The sequence below is a fragment of the Labrys sp. (in: a-proteobacteria) genome (assembly GCF_047605565.1).
GTDB lineage: Bacteria > Pseudomonadota > Alphaproteobacteria > Rhizobiales > Labraceae > Labrys > Labrys neptuniae.
The window spans coordinates 33,801-52,709 of sequence record NZ_JASGFM010000028.1 but is presented as its reverse complement, the minus strand read 5'-3'; the positions used below and the strand labels follow the sequence as shown (position 1 = coordinate 52,709).

Genomic DNA, 18,909 nt, shown 5'->3' with positions numbered 1-18,909 from the left:
GAAGACAAATGCTTGGCGCGATGTCCAGCAACGCGCCCCGTTTCTTCCGTGGTCAGAATCTCCAGACGAAATTGCCCCTGACGCTCTGGTCGACGGCCTTCTCGCCGAATTGTCCGCTGTAGGACACGCCGAGGCTGACCGCGTGGGACAGAGCCACGCTGATGCCCGTGTCGACCACCAGGGCGTCGCGGGCGATCGGCGTGCCGCTGGCGTTGAAGACGGAGCCATTGGCCAAGGCGAGCGCGGTCGTCGGCCTGACATCGCCGAAGGCGTGCCGCCAGCCCAGGGTGGCCTGGAGGGTGGTGCTCATGCCTTCGACGAGATCGAAGCTGGTGGCCGCACGCAGCCCCAGGGTGGTGAAGCCCAGATTGCTGGTATCGCCTCGGCCGCTCAGAGCCGCATCGCCGCCTGTCTCCCGGAAGCCATCGGTGTGCAGGTTGAGATAGGCGGCGTTGACGAAGGGCTCGAAGCGGAAGGCCTGGGTATCGATGCGATAGCCGAGCTCACCGAAGAGCTGGGCCGTGCCGGCGTCGTAGCTGGTGCTGAGCCTGTCGGCGAAACCCGGCAGCGCCACGGTACGGTCGCTGTCGATGTCGTGCCAAGTGTAGCTTGCGCCCAACCGCAGGGCGAGGGCGTTCCACTGCCGGCCGGCATAGAGGCCGACGTGATAATTGTCGGCCGTACCCGAGGCGGCGCGCGCATCGACGTCGAAGCTGGAATGGCTGTAGCCGGCAAAGGCGCCCAGGCGCCAGTCCTGCAGGAACGAACCCTGGACGAGGGTATCGAAGCCGATGAGGAAGCCGCCGGTATCGTGATCGACCCGGGCGTCGCGACCGCCGCCGCCGAGATGGCCCCAGGATCCGAAGCCCTGGGCCCAGAAGCCGGACAGGGCCACCGGGGTGGCTGAGCCGAACGGCGCCGGCGTGGTCGCCGGCACATTCTCGGCATAGGCGATCGGGCCCGAGAGCATAGCCGCAGGTGCGATGGCACCGAGATCAGCGGTGTAGAGCCGGTTCAGCACGGCATCGCGGATGAGGCCGCTATCCTGGACCAGCACGCTGCGGGCCGAGGCATGGATGTCGCCGGACAGGGTCGAGAAGGCCTGGCGGGCGCTGGCGACGTCCGGCGCCTTGGCGACGGCCTGATAGAGCGTGCTGCCGTTCGCCAGCGTCTCCACGCTGTCGGCCACGGCGCGCTGGCTCTCGCTGCTGGCGACCGAGGCGAAGGAGGTGTCGTTGCGCGTGACCTTCAGATAGACGTTGTTGGCATTCTGGGACAGGCCGAGATCGACGAACGGGGCGTTGTCGACCACCTTGGCGAACTGGCCGGTGATGCCGCCATTGGCGGTGAGGATCTTGTAGGTCTGGCCGATCGTGTAGTCGCCCGTGGCAGGGATGACGGAAACCGTGCCGCCATTGAGGGTGGCGGTGCCGGTGGCGTGAATGAAATCGTTCTGCCCGGCGGCGTTGATGTTCACCTGGATGGTGCCGCCTTCATTGACGAAGTTGCGTACCGTCAGCGTGGTCGGGCCACCGGCCTGGAAGGCGATCTTGCCGGCATTCTTCACCGTGCCGGTGACGCTGGAATTGCCGCCCCCGGGGATCGCCCAACGGGCCGTGGCGGAACTCAGCACGACTGTGCTGGCGTTGGTGGCCGAGCCTGTCCAATGGGCAGAATCGGCCAAGGTTACATTGCCCCGCGAGGCGCCATTCACAGTGAGATTGCCGGTCCATGTCGTGGTGCCGCGCAGGCTGGCCGACAGGGTGTTTGCTCCATCCGCGGCAGGTGCGTCCACCGCCATGTCTCCGGAGAGCGTGGAATCGATTGCGGTAAGGCTGAGCGCGCTGGGCAGATGGAAGATCCGACCCGTTCCGACATCGGCGAGCAGGCCGCCGCTGCCTTTGAAGGCCGTGACGTCCGAGCCGGTCAGACGCACCGAGGCTCTTCCGCCATCGGCATAGATGGCCGCGCCGGCCGAGTTCATCGTAAGCTGGCTGTTGTCCAGGACGAAGGTCGCGTTTTCCGTCACGGCGTTCGAGACGTGGATGCCCCAGATCGCTCCCCCTGAATTGGCGCCATCCAGCTCGCTGTTGGAGACCCTGATGGTGCTGACACTGCCGCCGCTCAGCAAGGAGGTGCCGCTGCTCTGGTTGGTATCGGCATGGATCTTCATGCCGGTCGCCGTCAAAACTCCGTCGGCGACCGCCGAAAAAACGCCTTGGCCTGCTCCCGTCAGTGAAATGGTTCCGCCGCCTTTCAAATCGACCCGGCTGCCATCGCTGCTGTTGGCGACGTAGAGCCAGGCACCACTGGCATTGATCGGGCCATTCACAGTGATGGTGCTGTCGAACTGCGCAGAAAGGCCATCCGACCAGGCACCGTGGCCCACCAGGGTGGTTTGGCTGCTGAACGTCATGCGGCTGCTCCGGGAGGCTATCGCACCCCTGGCAACGTCTGCGACGTCAAGGTTCAGATCGGTTGCATAGATCGTGGCCCCCGCTACGTCTCCCCAATTGGCTTGCAGCCCCGTCGAGCTCCCGCCGACGCGAACGGTTCCTCCGCCCTTCAGATTGATGGTCGCCCCATCCTCGGCAAAGATGCCGATGTCGTAGTCGTCGCCATTCGAGGCAGGCGGTACCGTGACGTCGATGGGTGTGTCGGCATTGCTGTAGAGCAACGAGCCCTTGTCGATGGCGTGAAAGCAGATCTCGTTCTTGCAGGTTGCCTGGGCAGGCGTGATGCGCACCGTCTGTCCGCCGCTGGCCGTTACCTGGGCATAGGCGGACTGGCACAGCATGACGGCGCTCGATGCCAACAGGAAACTCAGAAGCGAGCGCCTGGTCAGGTGGGAGCGAACGCAAGCGTTTCCGATCGACGACGTCATGGGATTCCTCCTTCCACGTTGCCGTGTCAGTTCAGGTCTGCGCAACCGCCTGACGGGGCCTGCCGGGTGCCTTTGACGCAGGCGCACCGAACGTTTGGAATATGAGTTATATCTCATTATTCTTTAGAATATGAGTCAAAGTTTTCTTGTTTTGATGATACTTTCAAGTGTGTTAGTTTTATATATTAAGTTGATATGAAAGAATTAATTCTCCTGGAATCACCGATTATGAGCAATATGCGGATATTGAATTGATACAATTGAGGGGCGTCTACGAATCGTTTGCCGAGCGTAGAAGTTTTTGTTGAGATCGGTATATCTCTAGCCATGTTCTGTTGCGAGAAGCAGGGCCTGCCACCGTCGCTACGGATCGATGCAAGTGTGGAACGTCCGGTCTTGCCGATCCCTGAAGGCAGCCGCAACGGTTCCGGCCGCGCGGTGAGAGCGCGGTTGCCGGCGCCACCCTCGGATAGAGTGCGCTTCGCCGTCCGGATCAGGTCGAGGGCAAAAGGGAGCTAAAGCGTTTTGCGATTTGGTTGAATCACCAAGAATCGCAAAGACGCGTCGAATCAGAGAGTTAGAGTAAAAAAGCGTTCACGCCTGAACGCGCTTTGCTCTAGGGAGGACGACCCCGGTAGTCCCTCGACGGAAGCGGGCTATTTTTCGAACCGAATGCGATGGCGCGCCGCGAGTATCTCCCGCGTTTTTGCCAGCTGTTCGTTGCGTTGCTCTTCGTTCCATCCAAGGGCCTGGGCCGCGATGTCGGCAATCGTCGCGAGGTCACGGCTGCTGAGGCGGCCGGTGATGGCCAGGGTACTGCGCCGCATCACGATGTCCTCGAGTGTCACGACCTTTTCATGGCGCGTCAGCCAGTCGATTTCGCCCCAGGAATAGTCGTCCGCATCGGCCAATCGGGCTGCCTGCGGTCCCTCATGGGCAAGGATGGCCCGCGCCGTCGTGCCATAACGCCCGAGCAACTCGGCGACGCGTTCGGCGGACGCACCGGTTGCCTTTGCCGTCTGATCGATCCAACGGGCATGGCTGGCCGGTTCGCCCGGATAGCCGCGTCCGCCGCCGATGGCGAGGTCCCGCGTGCCGCGCCTGCGCGCCTGGCCGAGGCGTCCCAGGACGAGATCGCAGACCTCCTCGGCAAAGCCGCGGAATGTCGTCCACTTGCCGCCGACCAGCGAGATGATCGGGTAGGGACGGTCCTTGGCGGGTTCCAGCACGGGAGCCGAATGATCGCGGCTGATCAGCCCGGCAGCCGTATTGCCGGAGGCGGGCAGGGGGCGGATGCCGGAATAGGCGTAGACGATCTGATCACGCGAAAAGGCCAGGCCGGGCAGGAGATCGCGCAGGCTCTTGAGGAAATAATCGATCTCCTCGTCGTCGCAACGAACCGTGTCGGGATCGTCGGCCCGGATGTCGGTCGAGCCGACCAGGGCCCGGCCGAGATAGTCGTAGACCAGGCAGATGCGTCCGTCATTGGCCTCGAAATAGATCATCCGTCCCTTGAGCGCCGCGAGCAGCTCGGGATGGTCGAGCAGGATGTGCGAGCCCTTGGTGCCGCCGATCAGCTTGGTGGGCGAGCCGAGGGCCTGGTTGACGTGATCGATCCAGGGGCCGGCCGCATTGACGACGATTCGCGGGCGAACGGCCCGCTCCGTGGCGTCTGGTCCGCGCAGGCCTATGACGCCGTTCTCGGCCGACACCAGGCTCGTATAATTCAGGGCCTCGGAGCCCGAGCTGGCCGCTATGCCGTCCTGCAGCAGTTCCAGCACCAGCCGTTCCGCACAGGTGACCTTGGCGTCGTAATAGGTGCCCGCGGCGACGATCTTCGGCGTCATCGGTGCGATTTCGGTGAGCGCGCGGCCCCGGGACCACAGGGCATGTTTGGGCATGACGCGATGGCGGGCGCCATAGAAATCATAGAGCGCCAAGCCGATCTTGATGAGCACGGCGCCACGGTTGCGCGGCGCCGTGGTCGAACCGAACAATGTGCGCAACGCCGCCGGGATGCCCTGCAGCCAGGAGAAGATCGGGATCACGGTGGACAGGGGCTCGACCAGATGCGGCGCATTGCGCAGCAGGAGGTTGCGCTCCAGCGTCGACTGGGCGACGAGGCGCAATTCCCCCGTTTCCAGATATTTGATGCCGCCATGGATCAGCCGGGACGGCGCGGCGCTGGTGCCGGAGCCGAAATCAGCCTTGTCGGCGATCAGGCAGGTCAGGCCCTGCTCGCAGAGATCGCGAAACAGGCCCGCGCCGTTGATGCCGGCGCCGAGGATGAGAACGTCAATGTCTTTGGTCATGTCAAATACCGAAAGGTCGTGCGGCGCGAGATCCGCCGCGCTAGGCCGCTTGCGAGGCGAGGGCTTCGATGCGCGGCCACAGGGGCGCAAGTTGCGTGGCGATGTCGCAATGCAGCGCGTAGCGCTCCTGCAACTGCTGGCTGCGCGTGGGATCCGGCTGGTAATGCCGGGCGAGCGCTGCGAGATCGCGCGGATCTTGCGTTGGCGACGCATAGAGGCCGGCACCGGCGCCGGCACACAGGGCGGCGCCCCAGGCGGCTGCCTCCTCCGTTTCGTTCACGGTGACGGGCAGGCCGAGCGCATTGGCGAAGATCTGGGCGTAGAGGGGATTTCTCGAAATGCCGCCCGTCAGGCTGATGGTCCGGGGGGAAAAGCCTTCGCGCAGGGCATCGACATGCACACGGTGGTTGAAGGCGATGCCTTCGATCACGGCGCGCAGCATGTCGCCGCGATCATGCCAGCCGCGTAGCCCGAGAAAGCCGGCGCTGGCGGTCGCGCCATGCGGTGAACCGTAGAGATAGGGGTGAAAGAGCACCGTGGAAGGCCGGGCAAGCGCGGCCTCGATTTCGGCCCCGATGGCGGTATGGATGGAGCCGTTCGTCTCATCGGCGCTGCGCCGTTCGATCGCGCAGAGCGTATCCAGGAACCAGTCGTAATTGGCGGCGGAGGCCGGCGATATGCTCATATGGTTCCATTCGCCCGGCTTGATGCCGTTGCGGCAGAACCAGCGTGCATCGGTCTTCGGCGTGCTGGCGATCGTCTCGTTGATCGAATAGGTCCCCGCGACGATCGCGACGGTGCCCTCGCGATGGCCGCCGATGCCGAGGGCGGAGGCGACGACGTCGTGCACGCCGGCCACCACCGGGGTGCCGGCCCTCAGGCCGGTCGCCGCGGCTGCGGCCTGCGAAACCGTGCCGATGATCTCGTCCGGCCGGGTAACCGCAGGCAGGGCACCGGCAAGGCCATCGAGGCCGAAGATCGAAAGGATGTCCGGCTCAAAGACCTGGCTTTGCACGGATGTGAATGAGGTGCTGGCCTCGGTGAGATCCGTGCCGAGCGTTCCGGTCAGGCAAAAGCGCAGCCAGTCCTTGCAGGCCAGGACATGGGCGATCCTGGCGAAGCGCTCGGGCTCGTGGCGTTTGATCCAGGCCAGCAGCGCCGAGGGAGCCGAGGCATGCGCGACCTGGCCGGTGCGGGCGAGGGCGGTGGCGGCGGTGCCATCCCTGTCCCACTCGGCGACGATGGCCGCTGCGCGGCTATCGAGAGACAGGATGCCGTTGCCCAGTGGCCGGCGCTCCGCATCGAGAAGATAGAGGCCGTCGCCATGGGCGGTTGCGGCAACTGCCGCGACATCGCTCGCGGGACGCCCGGCTTTTTCGAGTGCTCCGGCAATGGCCTCGGCCGTCGCCTGCCAGAGGCCCACCATGTCGCGTTCGACATGATGGGGATGGGGGATGATCTGGGGAATGCGCCGGCGGGCAACCGCGAGCAGCGTGCCTTTTTCATCGAAGACGGCTGCCTTGGTCACCGTCAGCCCATTATCGATTCCGATGAGGGTCGGCATTGGCAGGCACTCCGTCGCGAAGGGTTGTTGCAGATGATGCGAGACCGCCGGACGAAATGCCGGATATCGTCACGCAGGATGGGATGAGCGCAGCTTGAGCGGCGCGATCACGATGTTGATGCCGCGCGAGCGCAACAATTCGACCTGGAGCGGGGCCATGCCGTCATCGACGATGATGGCATCGAACTCGCTGAGATTGCCCATCGCATGCAGGGCACGACGCTGGAACTTGGTGTGATCGGCAAGCAGGATCCGCTTGGCCGCACTGTCGAACATGGCCCGCTTGGTCTCGACCATCTCGGCGGACTGGTGGAACACCATGTCGTCGGTGATGGCGGACATCGACAGGAAGACGCAGTCGGCGCGAAGGCGGCGGATCTCGGCCGTGGTGGCCGGACCCATGAAGGCGTTGCACCAATTGTAGTAGCGGCCCCCCAGGCCGAGCAGGGTCACGTCGTTCATTTCCTTCAGCTCGTTCATCAGGATGATCGAGTTGGTGATCGCCGTCAGCGGGACGCGGGCCGCAATATGCGGTGCCATCTGCAGCACGGTGGTCGAATCGTCGAAGAAGACGGCCTGGCCGGCTTCCAGGAACTGGGCGGCGACCTGGGCGATGGCGCGCTTTTCCACGGCCTGGCGCATGGAGCGATAGACATCGCTCGATTCGACCAGGCTGGTGGGCGTCGCCGACACGATGCCCCTCGACTTGCGCAGCAGGCCGCGATTGATCAACTCGTCGAGATCGCGATGCACGGTCATCAAGCTGATGGCGAAACGTTCCGCCAGTTCCTCGATGCGCATGGTGCCCTCGGCCATTACCGCCTGCATGATGAGCTGGCGGCGGGCCAACTGTCGGGCATGGCGGCTGTCGCTCGGCACCTGATCGGCGATGATCTGTTCCAGCGTTTCGTCCTGCGTGGCTCTCGTCGATGTCATGTCGGTCTGTTTCCGGATTGTGCCGGGGCAGAATATCCCGAAGCGCGGGAATATGCCTGCCTGCAGCAATCACCGCTGTGGAAGGACGCGACACGCCCTGCGAGAGCCGGGATGGCCAACAGCCATCCCGGCTTCGTCATTACTTGGCGAGCGTGAAGGCCGAGACATACTTGTCGACATTGTCCTTGGTGATCAGGACGCAGTCGAAGAGCTGCTTTTCGGTCGCCGCGCCGGTCTTGCCGGTCTTGATGAAGGTGTCGGCCTGGACGACGGCTTCCTTGGAGAAGACCGCGACCGGCTGCAGGACGGTGTATTGCAGCTCGCCGGCCTTGATGGCGGCGACCGCATCGGGCGAGCCGTCGAAGCCGCCGACCTTGACCTGCTTGAGCTTGCCGGCTTCCTTCAGCGCCGCGACGGCACCGAGGGCCATCTCGTCATTGCCGGAGATCACGCCGATGATGTCGGGATGGGCCTGCAGCATCGACTGCATCTTCTGGTAGCCCTGGGCGCGATCCCAGTTGGCGACTTCCTGGGCCGACTTGGTCAGGTCGGGATATTGCGTCAGCACGGTTTCATAGCCGTTGGAGCGGGTGGCGGCGTTGTTGTCGGCGGGGTTGCCGAACAATTCGACATATTTGCCCGACTTGGCGACCGAATTCACCCACTGTTCTGCGCCGACGGCAGCGCCCTGCGCATTGTTCGAGACCAGCTGGGCCTTGGCCAGACCCTCCTTGTTGATCTCGGCATTGACGAGGAACACCGGAATGCCGGCATCGACGGCCTTCTTGACCGCACCGACCGATCCGTCGGCGTTGGCCGGATCGAGGATGATGGCGGCGGACTTGTTGGTGATGGCAGTGTCGATCAGCGTGCTCTCGGTGTTGGTGTCGCCCTTATGGGCGGCGACCGAGGCGGTGTAACCGAGCTGCTCGGCGGTCTTCTTGGCGACCTCGCCCTCGGTGAACCAGTAAGGATTGGCCGGATCGGTGACGATGATCGAGATCAGGCCCGCCGCCGAGGCCGAGCCGATCAGCAACGGGGTCACGGCGACGGCCGCAACCAGTAAACGCATGCCTTTTTTGAACATTGGGCATCTCCCTTGATTGGTGAAGTTGTCTGCCGTCGCAAGACGGCAACGATCCCACTGCAGATCTGTTGTTGTTGCCGAAATGGGAAAGTTTCTGCGCGGACTCCTAGCCTTGCCGGCCGCGGGCCTTGTACTGGATCGAGTTGAGCAGGACGGCGAGCACGATCACCGTGCCGGTGAAGACGGTCTGCCAGTAGGAGGACACGCCGATGATCACCAGGCCGTCCGACAGGAAGCCGATCACGAAGGCGCCGAGCATCGTGCCCTGGACCGTGCCGCGCCCGCCGGTGAGGGCGGCGCCGCCGATCACCACGGCGGCGATGGCCGTGAGTTCATAGGTCGTGCCTGCGGTCGGGCCGGCGGAGGTCAGCTGCGAGGACAGCACCAGCCCGGCGATCGCCGACAGGATGCCGGAGACGGTATAGACGGTGATCTGCACGCGCTTGACCGGCACGCCCGACAATTCGGCGGCGCGGGCATTGCCGCCCGAGGCATAAAGCCAGCGGCCGAAAGCGGAGCGGCCGAGCACCAGGGCCGTGACGATGGCGAGCGCCGCCAGGATCAGCACCGAGATCGGCACGCCGAACAGGCGGTTGAAGCCCAGCCACTCGAAGCCGGTATTGCCGAGATCGGCATGGCCGGAGAGATTGTTGTAGGTGAGGCCGTTGGTCATCAGCAGCGCCACACCGCGGGCGACATACATCACGCCCAGCGTCGCCACGAAGGCAGGCACCCGGAACCAGGCGATGAGCACGCCGTTCAGCGCTCCCACCAGCCCGCCGACCACCAGGGTCAGGATCACGATGGCCCAGACCGGCGGGTAGAGGATGACGCCTGCGACTTGCAGGGTCACGCCGCCCATCAGGAAGCCGGCGACGCAGCCGGACAAGGCCAATACTGAGCCGACGGACAGATCGATTCCGCCGTTGAGGATCACCAGCAGCATGCCGAGCGCCAGGATGCCGTAGATGGCGACGTGCGAGGCCATCGTCAGGAAATTGCCGAGCGTGAAATAGTTGGGCGACAGGAATGAAAAGACCGCGACGATGAGGATCAGGGCGAAGAAGGCGCGTCCCTCGAGCAGCAGCCGGCCGAGGCCGGGCCTCGATCCTTGCCCCTTGGCGCTCGTACTTGCAGCGGTTTGCGACATGGGCAGGCCTCCTAAAAGCCTAGAGCGTTCTGCGATCTGCCGGCATCGGCAGGGGTCGCAAGGTCGTGTCGAAACAAAGAGTTAGAGCAAAGGTGCGGTTCATCTGAATGCGCCTTGCCCCGGGGGGATCAGTGGACGACGGCTTCGCCGGAGGCGGCCATGATCTCGTCCTTGCTTGCGGTTGCGTCGAATTCGGCGACGATGCGGCCCTTGCGCATGACGATGATGCGATGCGCGACGGAGAGGCATTCGCCGACTTCGGAAGTGGAATAGACGACGGCAAGACCCCGGCGCGCGCCCTCGGCGAGAAGCCGGAACACCTCGGCCTTGGCGCCGATGTCGATGCCGCGGCTCGGCTCGTCGAGCAGGATCACCCTGGGGTTGGTGGCCAGCATCTTGCCGATCACCACCTTTTGCTGGTTGCCGCCGGACAGCGAGCCGATGGGTGCTCCGCCACCCGCCGTCTTGACCGTGACCTTGCGGATGGTGTCGTCGATCAGCTGCTGCTCGATCCTGAGCGAGGTAAACAGGCCGCGCGTGAAGTCGGCGATCGAAGCCAGGGACAGGTTCTGGCCCACGCTCATGGTCTGGACCAGGCCATCGCGCTGCCGGTCTTCGGGAACCAGGGCCAGACCGGCCTGGATGCGCCGGGCGATGGTCAGGCCCGAGACCTCGTCATCCTCCAGCAGGATCTGGCCGGACGAGGCCTTGAGGCGCCCGGCCAGGGTTTCCAGCAATTCGGTCCGGCCTGCGCCCATCAGGCCGTAGATGCAGACGATCTCGCCGGCCTTGACGTCCAGCGACAGTTTGTCGACCACGTTGTAGCCGCCACCGGCCGGATCCGGCACCGTGAGTTCGCGCACCGAAAGCGCGGTGGCGCCGAACGCGTAGCCCACCGGCGGGGAGCCGAGATCGTAGTTCTCGCCCACCATGTTGCGCACGATCCATTTGAGGTCGATCTCGGCACGCGGGGCATAGGCCGTCATGGTGCCGTCGCGCAAGACGACGGCGTGATTGGTGATCTCGAGCGCTTCCTCGAGGTGGTGCGAGATGTAGACGATCGATACGCCCCGGCTGGTGAGGTCGCCGATGACCTTGAAGAGCACCGCCACTTCCGTTGCCGACAGGGCCGAGGTCGGCTCGTCCATGATCAGGATGCGGCTCCGGACCGAGAGGGCGCGTGCGATCTCGACGATCTGCTGCTGGCCGAGCCGCAATTCGCCGACCGGGGTCAGGGGATCGATGTCCTCTTCGAGTTCGGCCATCAGGGCGCGCGTCTCTTCTTCCTCCTTGGCGAAGTCGACGCCGGTGAGGCCCATGATCTCGCGCCCCATGAAGATATTGTCCCGCACCGACAAATTGGGTGCGAGGGAGAGTTCCTGGTGGATGATCGAGATACCCCGGTCGCGGGCATCCGACGCCGAGGAAAACACCACGGGCTGGCCATCGAGGAGGATCTCGCCCGATGTCGGCGTCACGATGCCCGACAGGACCTTCATGAGCGTCGATTTGCCGGCGCCATTCTCGCCGAACAAAGTCGTGACCTGGCCGCGATGAATGTCGAAGTTCACGCCTTTCAGGGCGTGGACATTGCCATAGGACTTGGCCACGTTGCGGGCGGCCAGCACGACCTCGGGTGCCTGCGCGTCGGAAGGAGAGGGGGCCTGGCTCATTTCACCGTCACCGCCACGGGTGTGATCAGCCAGTTTTCCGGGTTCACCAGCCGGAAGGCACCGACGATCTCCAGGGTCTTGCCGGTGAGGTTGGCGGTGTCGATGCCGGTGAGTACCTGTTTCTTCATCTCGCGATTGATGGCCGAGCCGGCGTTCTGATACTCGATCTGGTTCTTGAACTGGCCGAAGGCGATATCGCCCGGCGCGTCGCGAAGATCGGTTCCGTTGATGGCAGGGCCGGTCTGGACGCGCACGCCGATGGAGGCCGGCAGCCCATCCACCGTGAGCTTGTAGATGCCCGCCTTCTGCTCGCCGGCGACGCCGGTGAGGCGGACGGGAATGATGGAACCGGTGGAGGCTGCGGTTCCGTATTTCGTGGCGGCTGCCGCCTTGTCGGCGAGAATCTCGGGTGCGAGGGTCTTGGCCTCGACGGCGCGCTGCTCGATGGCCGCCTTGACCTGCGGGAAATGCTCGGCGCCGTAGCTGTCGGGCGAAAAGGCCGCCTGGCGCACATCGTCCTTGGAGCCGATCTGCACGATGCGGGTGTCGAAGGCGATGCCCGCGGCGACGAGAACGGCAAGCGCGGGCACGATCAGCCGACGCCAGCCAGCGGCGGCCGGTGCCCTCGCGGATGCACAATGACTATTGCTCATGACGAAGCCCACCATTTTCGCTGCATGCGACCAGGAAACGGGGATGAGGGAATGCCCGGCCGAGGCTCGCGCCGGTCTGTGCCGCAAGCGCGGACCCGGTGCGCCGAATGCGCAGCATGGCTCCTCCCATTCTGCCGCTGATCCGGCCCGCTTTCGCGGGGCCGGAACGGCTCTCTCGCTGATCATTGAGATATGTTATATCTGTGTTTTATAAAACGTCAACAGAGTTATAACAAGGACTCGTTGGACCGGTGTAAAAGTTTCCTGGAAAGAACAGTCTCGCCGTGCGCATCCTTCGATGATGCGGGGGCGGCCTCTGGCGTGGCAGTGCGGTCCACTGCGTGGCCGTCAGCCCGAAGAGTTGGTGTGTAAAATATCGAAAAATATGATTTTTATGTATATTAATCAATAAGTTAAATCAGTTTAATCAGCTCAGGAAATTGAGGAGTCTCGCGATTTTCGGCTTCGTTTTGGCTGCGGTGTCCGGAGGGTGGCTCCGGCTTTTGGATGCGCGTTCGTCTTTTAGAGGCAGGCGCAATCGAATGAAATAATATGTTATCTCAGCAATAAATTACGTGACGTATGATATCTTTGTGATATATGAAACACAGTGATCGAAGATCGATGCGCACGGCGGAAATCGTCGGCGACGTGGGAGGCCTGGCCCTGCCTGGGAGATGGTTCATGCGCGGAAGTGTCGACCCGTCAGTTCGCAAAGGATGTTGCGATGCCCGCTGATCTGCTGATCGGGGTGGATGCCGGGACCTCGGTGATCAAGGCCGTCGCCTTCGATTTCGGCGGCCGACAGATCGGGGCCTCGTCCGTACCCAATCGCTACCAACGTGGGCCTGACGGTTCGGCCACCCAGTCACTGGAGGTGACCTGGGCCGATTGTGTCACGGCGCTACGCGGATTGGCCGGCAAGGTCGAAAACCTCGCGGCGCGCACCGCTGCGCTCGCCGTCACGGCCCAGGGCGACGGCACCTGGCTGGTGGGAGCGGACAATGTGCCGATGGCCGATGCCTGGCTATGGCTGGACGCACGGGCTGCGCCCACAGTGCAGGGCCTGGCGGCCTCGCCGCTGAACCGGGCACGCTTCGAGGCCACGGGCACGGGCCTCAATACCTGCCAGCAGGGGTCGCAAATGGCCCATATGGACCGTCACGACCCGTCCTTGCTCGACAGGGCCGAGGTGGCGTTGCATTGCAAGGACTGGCTCTATCTGAACCTGACGGGCGTGCGCGCCACGGATCCGTCGGAAGCCAGCTTCACCTTCGGCAATTTCCGCACCCGCCGCTATGACGATGGGGTGGTGGAGGCCCTCGGCCTGACGCATCGGCGTAAATTGCTGCCGGAGATCATCGACGGCAGCCAGATCACGCATGCCCTCACGGCGCGCGCGGCCGAGCAGACGGGATTGCTGGCGGGCACGCCGGTGAGCCTGGGCTATGTCGACATGGTCATGGCCGCGCTGGGGGCGGGTGTCTATGGTGGTTCGGGCGATGCGGCCTGCTCGACCATCGGCTCGACCGGCGTCCATATGCGGGCCAAGAAGGCCGCAGACGTTCATCTCAATGCTGAAGGCACCGGCTATGTCATCGCCCTGCCGGTGCCCGGTGTCGTCACCCAGGTCCAGACCAACATGGCGGCCACGCTCAACATCGATTGGGTGTTGACGATCGCGACCGACATCCTTGCCCAGATGGGCCAGAAGGTCACGCATCAGGATTTGGTGAAGCGCATCGATGGCTGGCTGGCCGACAGCCGCCCGGGATCGCTGATCTATCATCCCTATATTTCCGATGCCGGGGAACGCGGTCCCTTCGTCGATGCCGATGCCCGTGCCGGCTTCATCGGCCTCTCCGCCGGGCATCGCTATGCCGATCTGGTGCGTGCCGTCGTCGAGGGGCTCGGCCTGGCCATGCGCGATTGCTACGCCGCCATGGGTGACCTGCCGGCCGAGCTGCGCCTGGCCGGCGGTGCCGTGCGCTCGCGCGCTTTGCGCGGCGTGCTGTCAGCCGCGATCAACGCCCCGTTGCGCGTTTCCTCACGCGAGGAGGCCGGGGCCGCCGGCGCGGCGATGATGGCGGCGGTCGCCGTCGGCGCCTTCAAGGACATGGATGCCTGCGTCGCCCAGTGGGTGACGCCTCTCCTGGGCGCACCCGAACCGCCCGATCCGGCCCTGGCGAGCCTTTACGACCAACTGTTCCCCGCCTTCAGGGCCTCGCGCCTCGAATTGATCCCGGCCTGGAAAGCGCTTGCGGCCGTCCGGCACGATGCCGGCGGGGTGGGCGCTGCATCGGCAGCGGGAAGGAGCCTTGCAGTATGAGTGAGATGATCGACCTTCTGGTGATCGGCGGCGGCATCAACGGTGCCGGCATCGCCCGCGATGCGGCAGGCCGCGGCCTGTCCGTGACGCTGGTGGAAAAGGACGATCTGGCCCAGGGCACCTCCTCGCGCTCGGGCAAGCTGGTGCATGGCGGTCTGCGCTATCTGGAATATTACGAGTTCCGCCTGGTTCGCGAAGCGCTGATCGAGCGCGAAGTCCTGCTGAACTCGGCCTGCCACATCATCTGGCCGATGCGCTTCGTGCTGCCGCACAGCCCGCAGGACAGGCCTGCCTGGCTGGTGCGTCTCGGCCTCTTCCTCTACGACCATCTCGGCGGCCGCAAGAAGCTTCCCGGCACGCGCGTGCTCGATCTCAGGCGCGATCCGGTCGGCGCGCCGATCCTCGACCAATATGCCAAGGGCTTCGAATATTCGGACTGCTGGGTGGATGATGCGCGCCTCGTCGCGCTCAATGCGCTCGGTGCCGCGGAAAAGGGCGCCACCATCCTAACCCGCACGGCGGCCGTCTCGGCGCGGCGGGAGGAGGGGGCCTGGACCGTCACCACCCGCGATACCGTGACAGGCGAAACCCGCACGCACCGGGCGCGCTGCATCGCCAACGCGGCGGGGCCGTGGGTCTCCGATATCATCGCGCAGGTGGCAGGCTCCAATTCCACCCGCAATGTGCGCCTGGTCAAGGGCAGCCACATCATCGTGCCGAAATTCTGGGAGGGGCAGCAGGCCTATCTGGTGCAGAACCACGACAAGCGCGTGATCTTCATCAATCCCTATGAAGGGGACATGGCGCTGATCGGCACCACCGATATCGCCTATCAGGGGCCTGCCGAGGATGTCGCTGCCGACGAGAAGGAAATCGACTACCTGATCACGGCGGTGAACCGCTACTTCAAGCAGAAGCTGCGGCGGCAGGACGTGCTGCACGCTTTCTCGGGGGTCCGGCCGCTCTTCGACGACGGCAAGGGCAATCCGTCCGCCGTCACGCGCGATTACGTCTTCGATCTCGACGAGACCGGCGGAGTGCCGCTGCTCAACGTCTTCGGCGGCAAGATCACCACCTTTCGCGAACTCTCCGAGCGTGCGCTGCACAGGCTCGGCAAGTTCTTCCCCAAAATGGGCGGCGACTGGACGCGTGAAGCCAAGTTGCCTGGCGGCGAGATCGAGAATGCCGACTATGTCAGCTTCGTCGAGAGCCTGCGCACGGCCTATCCCTGGATGTCGAACCGGCTGCTCCAGCACTATGGTCGTGCCTATGGCGCGCGCACGCCACAGGTCGTCGGCCCGGCGCGCAGTGTCGCCGATCTCGGCCGCCATTTCGGCGGCTGCCTCTTCGAGGCCGAGGCGCGCTATCTCGCCGGCCATGAATGGGCCCGCAGCGCCGAGGACGTCCTGGTGCGCCGGACCAAGCACTATCTCCATCTGAGCGAACCTGAAAAGGCGGCCTTCACCGCCTGGTTCGAGCGCGAGATCGCTGCCCTGGGCGCAGCGGCGCCGACTTCCTATTCCAACGCTTCCGCCTGAGGGGCCGATGCCTCTGACGCTGTCCCTCAATACCAATCCGCTCGTGAACCGCTTCGCCGATCCCAACGATCTGATCGACACGGTGGCTGGTGATCTCAGGCTGCGCGACCTGCAGCTCACCCATGAATTCATCAATCCGAGCTGGCCGGCGCCCACCATACGGCGCCTGGTCCGCCAGATGAGCGGTGCCTTGGCCCGCACCGGTGTGCGCGTGACCAGCGGCATGACCGGGCCCTATGGTCGGCTCAACCATTTTGGACATCCCGATCCGGATGTGCGCCGCTATTATGTCGACTGGTTCAAGACCTTCGCCGACATCATCGGCGATCTCGGCGGCACGTCGGTCGGCACGCAATTCGCCATCTTCACTTTTGCCGATTACGACGATGCCATCAGGCGTGAGGAGCTGATCCGGATCGCCATCGACTGCTGGGCCGAGGTCGCCGAGCATGCCAAGACCGCCGGCCTGACCTCCGTCTTCTGGGAGCCGATGAGCATCGGCCGCGAATTCGGCGAAACCATCGAGGCCTGCCTGTCACTGCAGCGGCGCCTGACGGCGGCCGACATGGCCGTGCCGATGTGGATGATGGCCGATATCGATCATGGCGACGTCACCTCGTCCAACCCCGACGACTACGACCCCTATGCCTGGGCGCGGGCCGTACCGAAGGTGTCCCCGATCATCCACATCAAGCAGAGCCTGATGGACAAGGGAGGGCATCGGCCCTTCACGGCCGAGTTCAATGCCAGGGGCCGGATCCAGCCCGAACCGTTGCTGACCGCCCTGGCCGAGGGTGGTGCCGACGACAACGAGATCTGCCTGGAGCTGAGCTTCAAGGAACGCGAGCCCAACGATCGCCAGGTCATTCCCCAGATTGCCGAGAGCATCGCCTTCTGGGCGCCCTTCATCGAGACAGGCGCGGAGGATCTTCATGTCTGACGCAAAAGGAACGGGGCGGGGAGGCGGGACCGGACGCGCCGTCACCGAGAACGAGCTGGAGGAATCCCTCGCCTGCCGCGCCGCCTGGCTGCATTATGTTGGCGGCCTCACCCAGGCGGCGGTGGCCAAGCGGCTCGGCCTGCCCTCGGTGAAGACCCATCGCCTCATTGCGCGGGCGGTGGCGAGCGGGGTGGTCAAGGTTTCCATCGACGGCGACATCGTCGAATGCGTCGAGCTGGAAGCGGAACTCTGCCGGCGCTTCCATCTCGATCATTGCGAAGTCGCGCCCGATCTCGGCGAGGAGGGCATCCCGCTGCGCGCGCTCGGCCAGGCCGGGGCGGGGTTCCTGCGGCGCGAGATCGAACGCGGCGACCATCGCACCATCGGCCTCAGCCATGGGCGGACCCTGACATCGGCCGTCGCGCATATGTCCCGCATCGCGGCCGGCCAAATGCGTTTCGTCTCGCTGCTCGGCGTGCTTACCCGCAATTATGCCGTCAACCCGCATGACGTCATGCACTCCATCGCGGAAAAGACCGGTGCACAGGCCTATGTGATGCCGGTGCCGTTCTTCGCCAACTCCGCTGAGGACAAGGCAGTCCTGCTCGCCCAGCGCGGCATCAGCGAGGTGCTCGCCATGGCCAATGGCGCGGAGCTGAAGGTGGTGGGCATCGGCTCGGTCGATGCCGACGCCCAGCTCGTTTCGTCCGGCATGATGCACCCGCAGGAGATCCGGGACATCAAGGCCGAGGGCGGCGTGGGCGAAATGCTCGGCTATTTCTTCGACGCACAGGGGCGGGTGCTCGAAAACCCGCTGACCGCGCGGACCCTGGGCGTGGCCCTGAACGGACGGGCCGATGACCACATCGTCGGCATTGCGGGCGGGGCGCACAAGCTCGAGGCGATCCGGGCCGTACTGCTCAGCGGTCGCCTGCGAGGACTGATCACCGACGAGGCCACGGCACGGGCGCTGCTCGGCTAGGTCTGTCTGAAACGTACCGATTTGCAAGTCGGCCGGTCGTGGTCGGCACGGAGATACTTGGAAAATGACACGTCACTGGGTCGGCACCAGCTGGAAGATGAACAAGACCCTGGAAGAGGGTCTGGCTTTCGCGAAAGCCTTGGCTCAGGCACTGGCTTCGGTCGACGATCGCCTGCAGCCCTTCGTCATCCCGCCCTTTACCCTGGTGCGCGAGGTCAAAAAGGCGCTCGCCGGGACGCGCGTGAAGGTCGGTGCGCAGAACATGCATTGGGCCGATGCGGGAGCCTGGACCGGCGAAATTTCGCCGCCGATGCTGCGCGATTGCGGCCTCGACCTGGTCGAGCTCGGCCATAGCGAGCGGCGGGAGCATTTCGGCGAGACGGATCGCACCGTCGGCCTGAAGACGGCGGCAGCCATCAAGCACGGCCTGATACCGCTGGTCTGCGTCGGCGAGACCTTGGCGGAACGCGAGAGCGGCAGGGCCGAAGAGGTGCTCGCAGCCCAGGTCGAGGGCGCGCTCGCGCAGCTTGGCGACGGCAAGCCTGCTGTCGAGATCATCTTCGCCTATGAACCGGTCTGGGCCATCGGCGAAAACGGCATTCCCGCCAGCGCCGACTATGCCGATCGCCAGCAGGCCCTGATCAAGAAGGTGGCGGCGAACCGGCTCGGGACATCTCCTGCGGTTCTCTATGGCGGCAGTGTCAATCCGGCCAATGCCGCCGACCTCATTGGCCAGCCCCATATCGACGGGCTCTTCATCGGGCGCTCCGCCTGGCAGGCCGAAGGCTATCTCGACATCCTCGAACGCACGGCCCGGGCCCTGTCGGCATAGCCCCTAGTGCAACCGATCTCACTTATACA

13 protein-coding genes are annotated in these 18,909 nt (G+C 64.5%); 5 read left to right on the top strand and 8 right to left on the bottom strand.

Going from position 1 to position 18,909, the window contains the following annotated elements; genetic code table 11:
• Nucleotides 1-52: 52 nt before the first annotated feature.
• From QM672_RS22215 to QM672_RS22180, 8 genes are all read right to left on the bottom strand, one after another.
• Entirely contained in the window at nt 53-2,884 is a 2,832-nt protein-coding gene (locus QM672_RS22215; protein WP_415085186.1) for an autotransporter domain-containing protein, read from the bottom strand.
• Between the two features lie 656 nt (nt 2,885-3,540).
• On the bottom strand, nt 3,541-5,196 hold the full coding sequence (locus tag QM672_RS22210; protein ID WP_415085184.1) for a glycerol-3-phosphate dehydrogenase/oxidase: 1,656 nt from the start codon (nt 5,194-5,196) through the stop codon (nt 3,541-3,543).
• A 40-nt stretch (nt 5,197-5,236) separates the two neighbouring features.
• Nucleotides 5,237-6,760, bottom strand: coding sequence for an FGGY-family carbohydrate kinase (locus tag QM672_RS22205; protein WP_415085182.1), 1,524 nt, complete (start codon nt 6,758-6,760; stop codon nt 5,237-5,239).
• A gap of 69 nt (nt 6,761-6,829) precedes the next feature.
• Nucleotides 6,830-7,696: a DeoR/GlpR family DNA-binding transcription regulator gene (locus QM672_RS22200; protein ID WP_415085180.1), complete on the bottom strand. Its 867-nt coding sequence runs from the start codon at nt 7,694-7,696 to the stop codon at nt 6,830-6,832.
• A 139-nt stretch (nt 7,697-7,835) separates the two neighbouring features.
• Entirely contained in the window at nt 7,836-8,783 is a 948-nt protein-coding gene (locus QM672_RS22195) for a D-ribose ABC transporter substrate-binding protein (protein WP_068281436.1), read from the bottom strand.
• A 106-nt stretch (nt 8,784-8,889) separates the two neighbouring features.
• A complete protein-coding gene (locus QM672_RS22190) occupies nt 8,890-9,933 on the bottom strand; it encodes an ABC transporter permease (RefSeq protein ID WP_394313527.1) in 1,044 nt (347 codons plus the stop codon).
• Between the two features lie 128 nt (nt 9,934-10,061).
• Nucleotides 10,062-11,606, bottom strand: a complete 1,545-nt coding sequence (locus QM672_RS22185) for a sugar ABC transporter ATP-binding protein (RefSeq protein WP_415085177.1) — start codon at nt 11,604-11,606, stop codon at nt 10,062-10,064.
• Nucleotides 11,603-12,259, bottom strand: a complete 657-nt coding sequence (locus QM672_RS22180) for a DUF2291 family protein (RefSeq protein ID WP_415085175.1) — start codon at nt 12,257-12,259, stop codon at nt 11,603-11,605. The genes QM672_RS22185 and QM672_RS22180 overlap by 4 nt, the downstream gene beginning before the upstream one ends.
• A gap of 727 nt (nt 12,260-12,986) precedes the next feature.
• On the opposite strand from QM672_RS22180, the gene QM672_RS22175 reads away from it, so the two are divergent.
• The 5 genes from QM672_RS22175 to QM672_RS22155 all read left to right on the top strand — a co-directional run bounded on the left by QM672_RS22175 (nt 12,987) and on the right by QM672_RS22155 (nt 18,880).
• Nucleotides 12,987-14,588, top strand: coding sequence for an FGGY-family carbohydrate kinase (locus tag QM672_RS22175; protein WP_415085173.1), 1,602 nt, complete (start codon nt 12,987-12,989; stop codon nt 14,586-14,588).
• Nucleotides 14,585-16,126 carry a glycerol-3-phosphate dehydrogenase gene (locus QM672_RS22170; protein ID WP_415085171.1) on the top strand — a complete coding sequence of 514 codons (1,542 nt, stop codon included), beginning with the start codon at nt 14,585-14,587 and terminating at the stop codon, nt 16,124-16,126. The genes QM672_RS22175 and QM672_RS22170 overlap by 4 nt, the downstream gene beginning before the upstream one ends.
• Before the next feature lie 7 nt (nt 16,127-16,133).
• Complete coding sequence (locus QM672_RS22165) at nt 16,134-17,066, top strand: sugar phosphate isomerase/epimerase family protein (RefSeq protein ID WP_415085169.1); 933 nt, start codon at nt 16,134-16,136, stop codon at nt 17,064-17,066.
• Entirely contained in the window at nt 17,059-18,048 is a 990-nt protein-coding gene (locus QM672_RS22160) for a sugar-binding transcriptional regulator (protein WP_367626062.1), read from the top strand. The genes QM672_RS22165 and QM672_RS22160 overlap by 8 nt, the downstream gene beginning before the upstream one ends.
• A 64-nt stretch (nt 18,049-18,112) precedes the next feature.
• Nucleotides 18,113-18,880, top strand: a complete 768-nt coding sequence (locus QM672_RS22155; RefSeq protein WP_415085166.1) for a triose-phosphate isomerase — start codon at nt 18,113-18,115, stop codon at nt 18,878-18,880.
• Nucleotides 18,881-18,909: the final 29 nt, after the last annotated feature.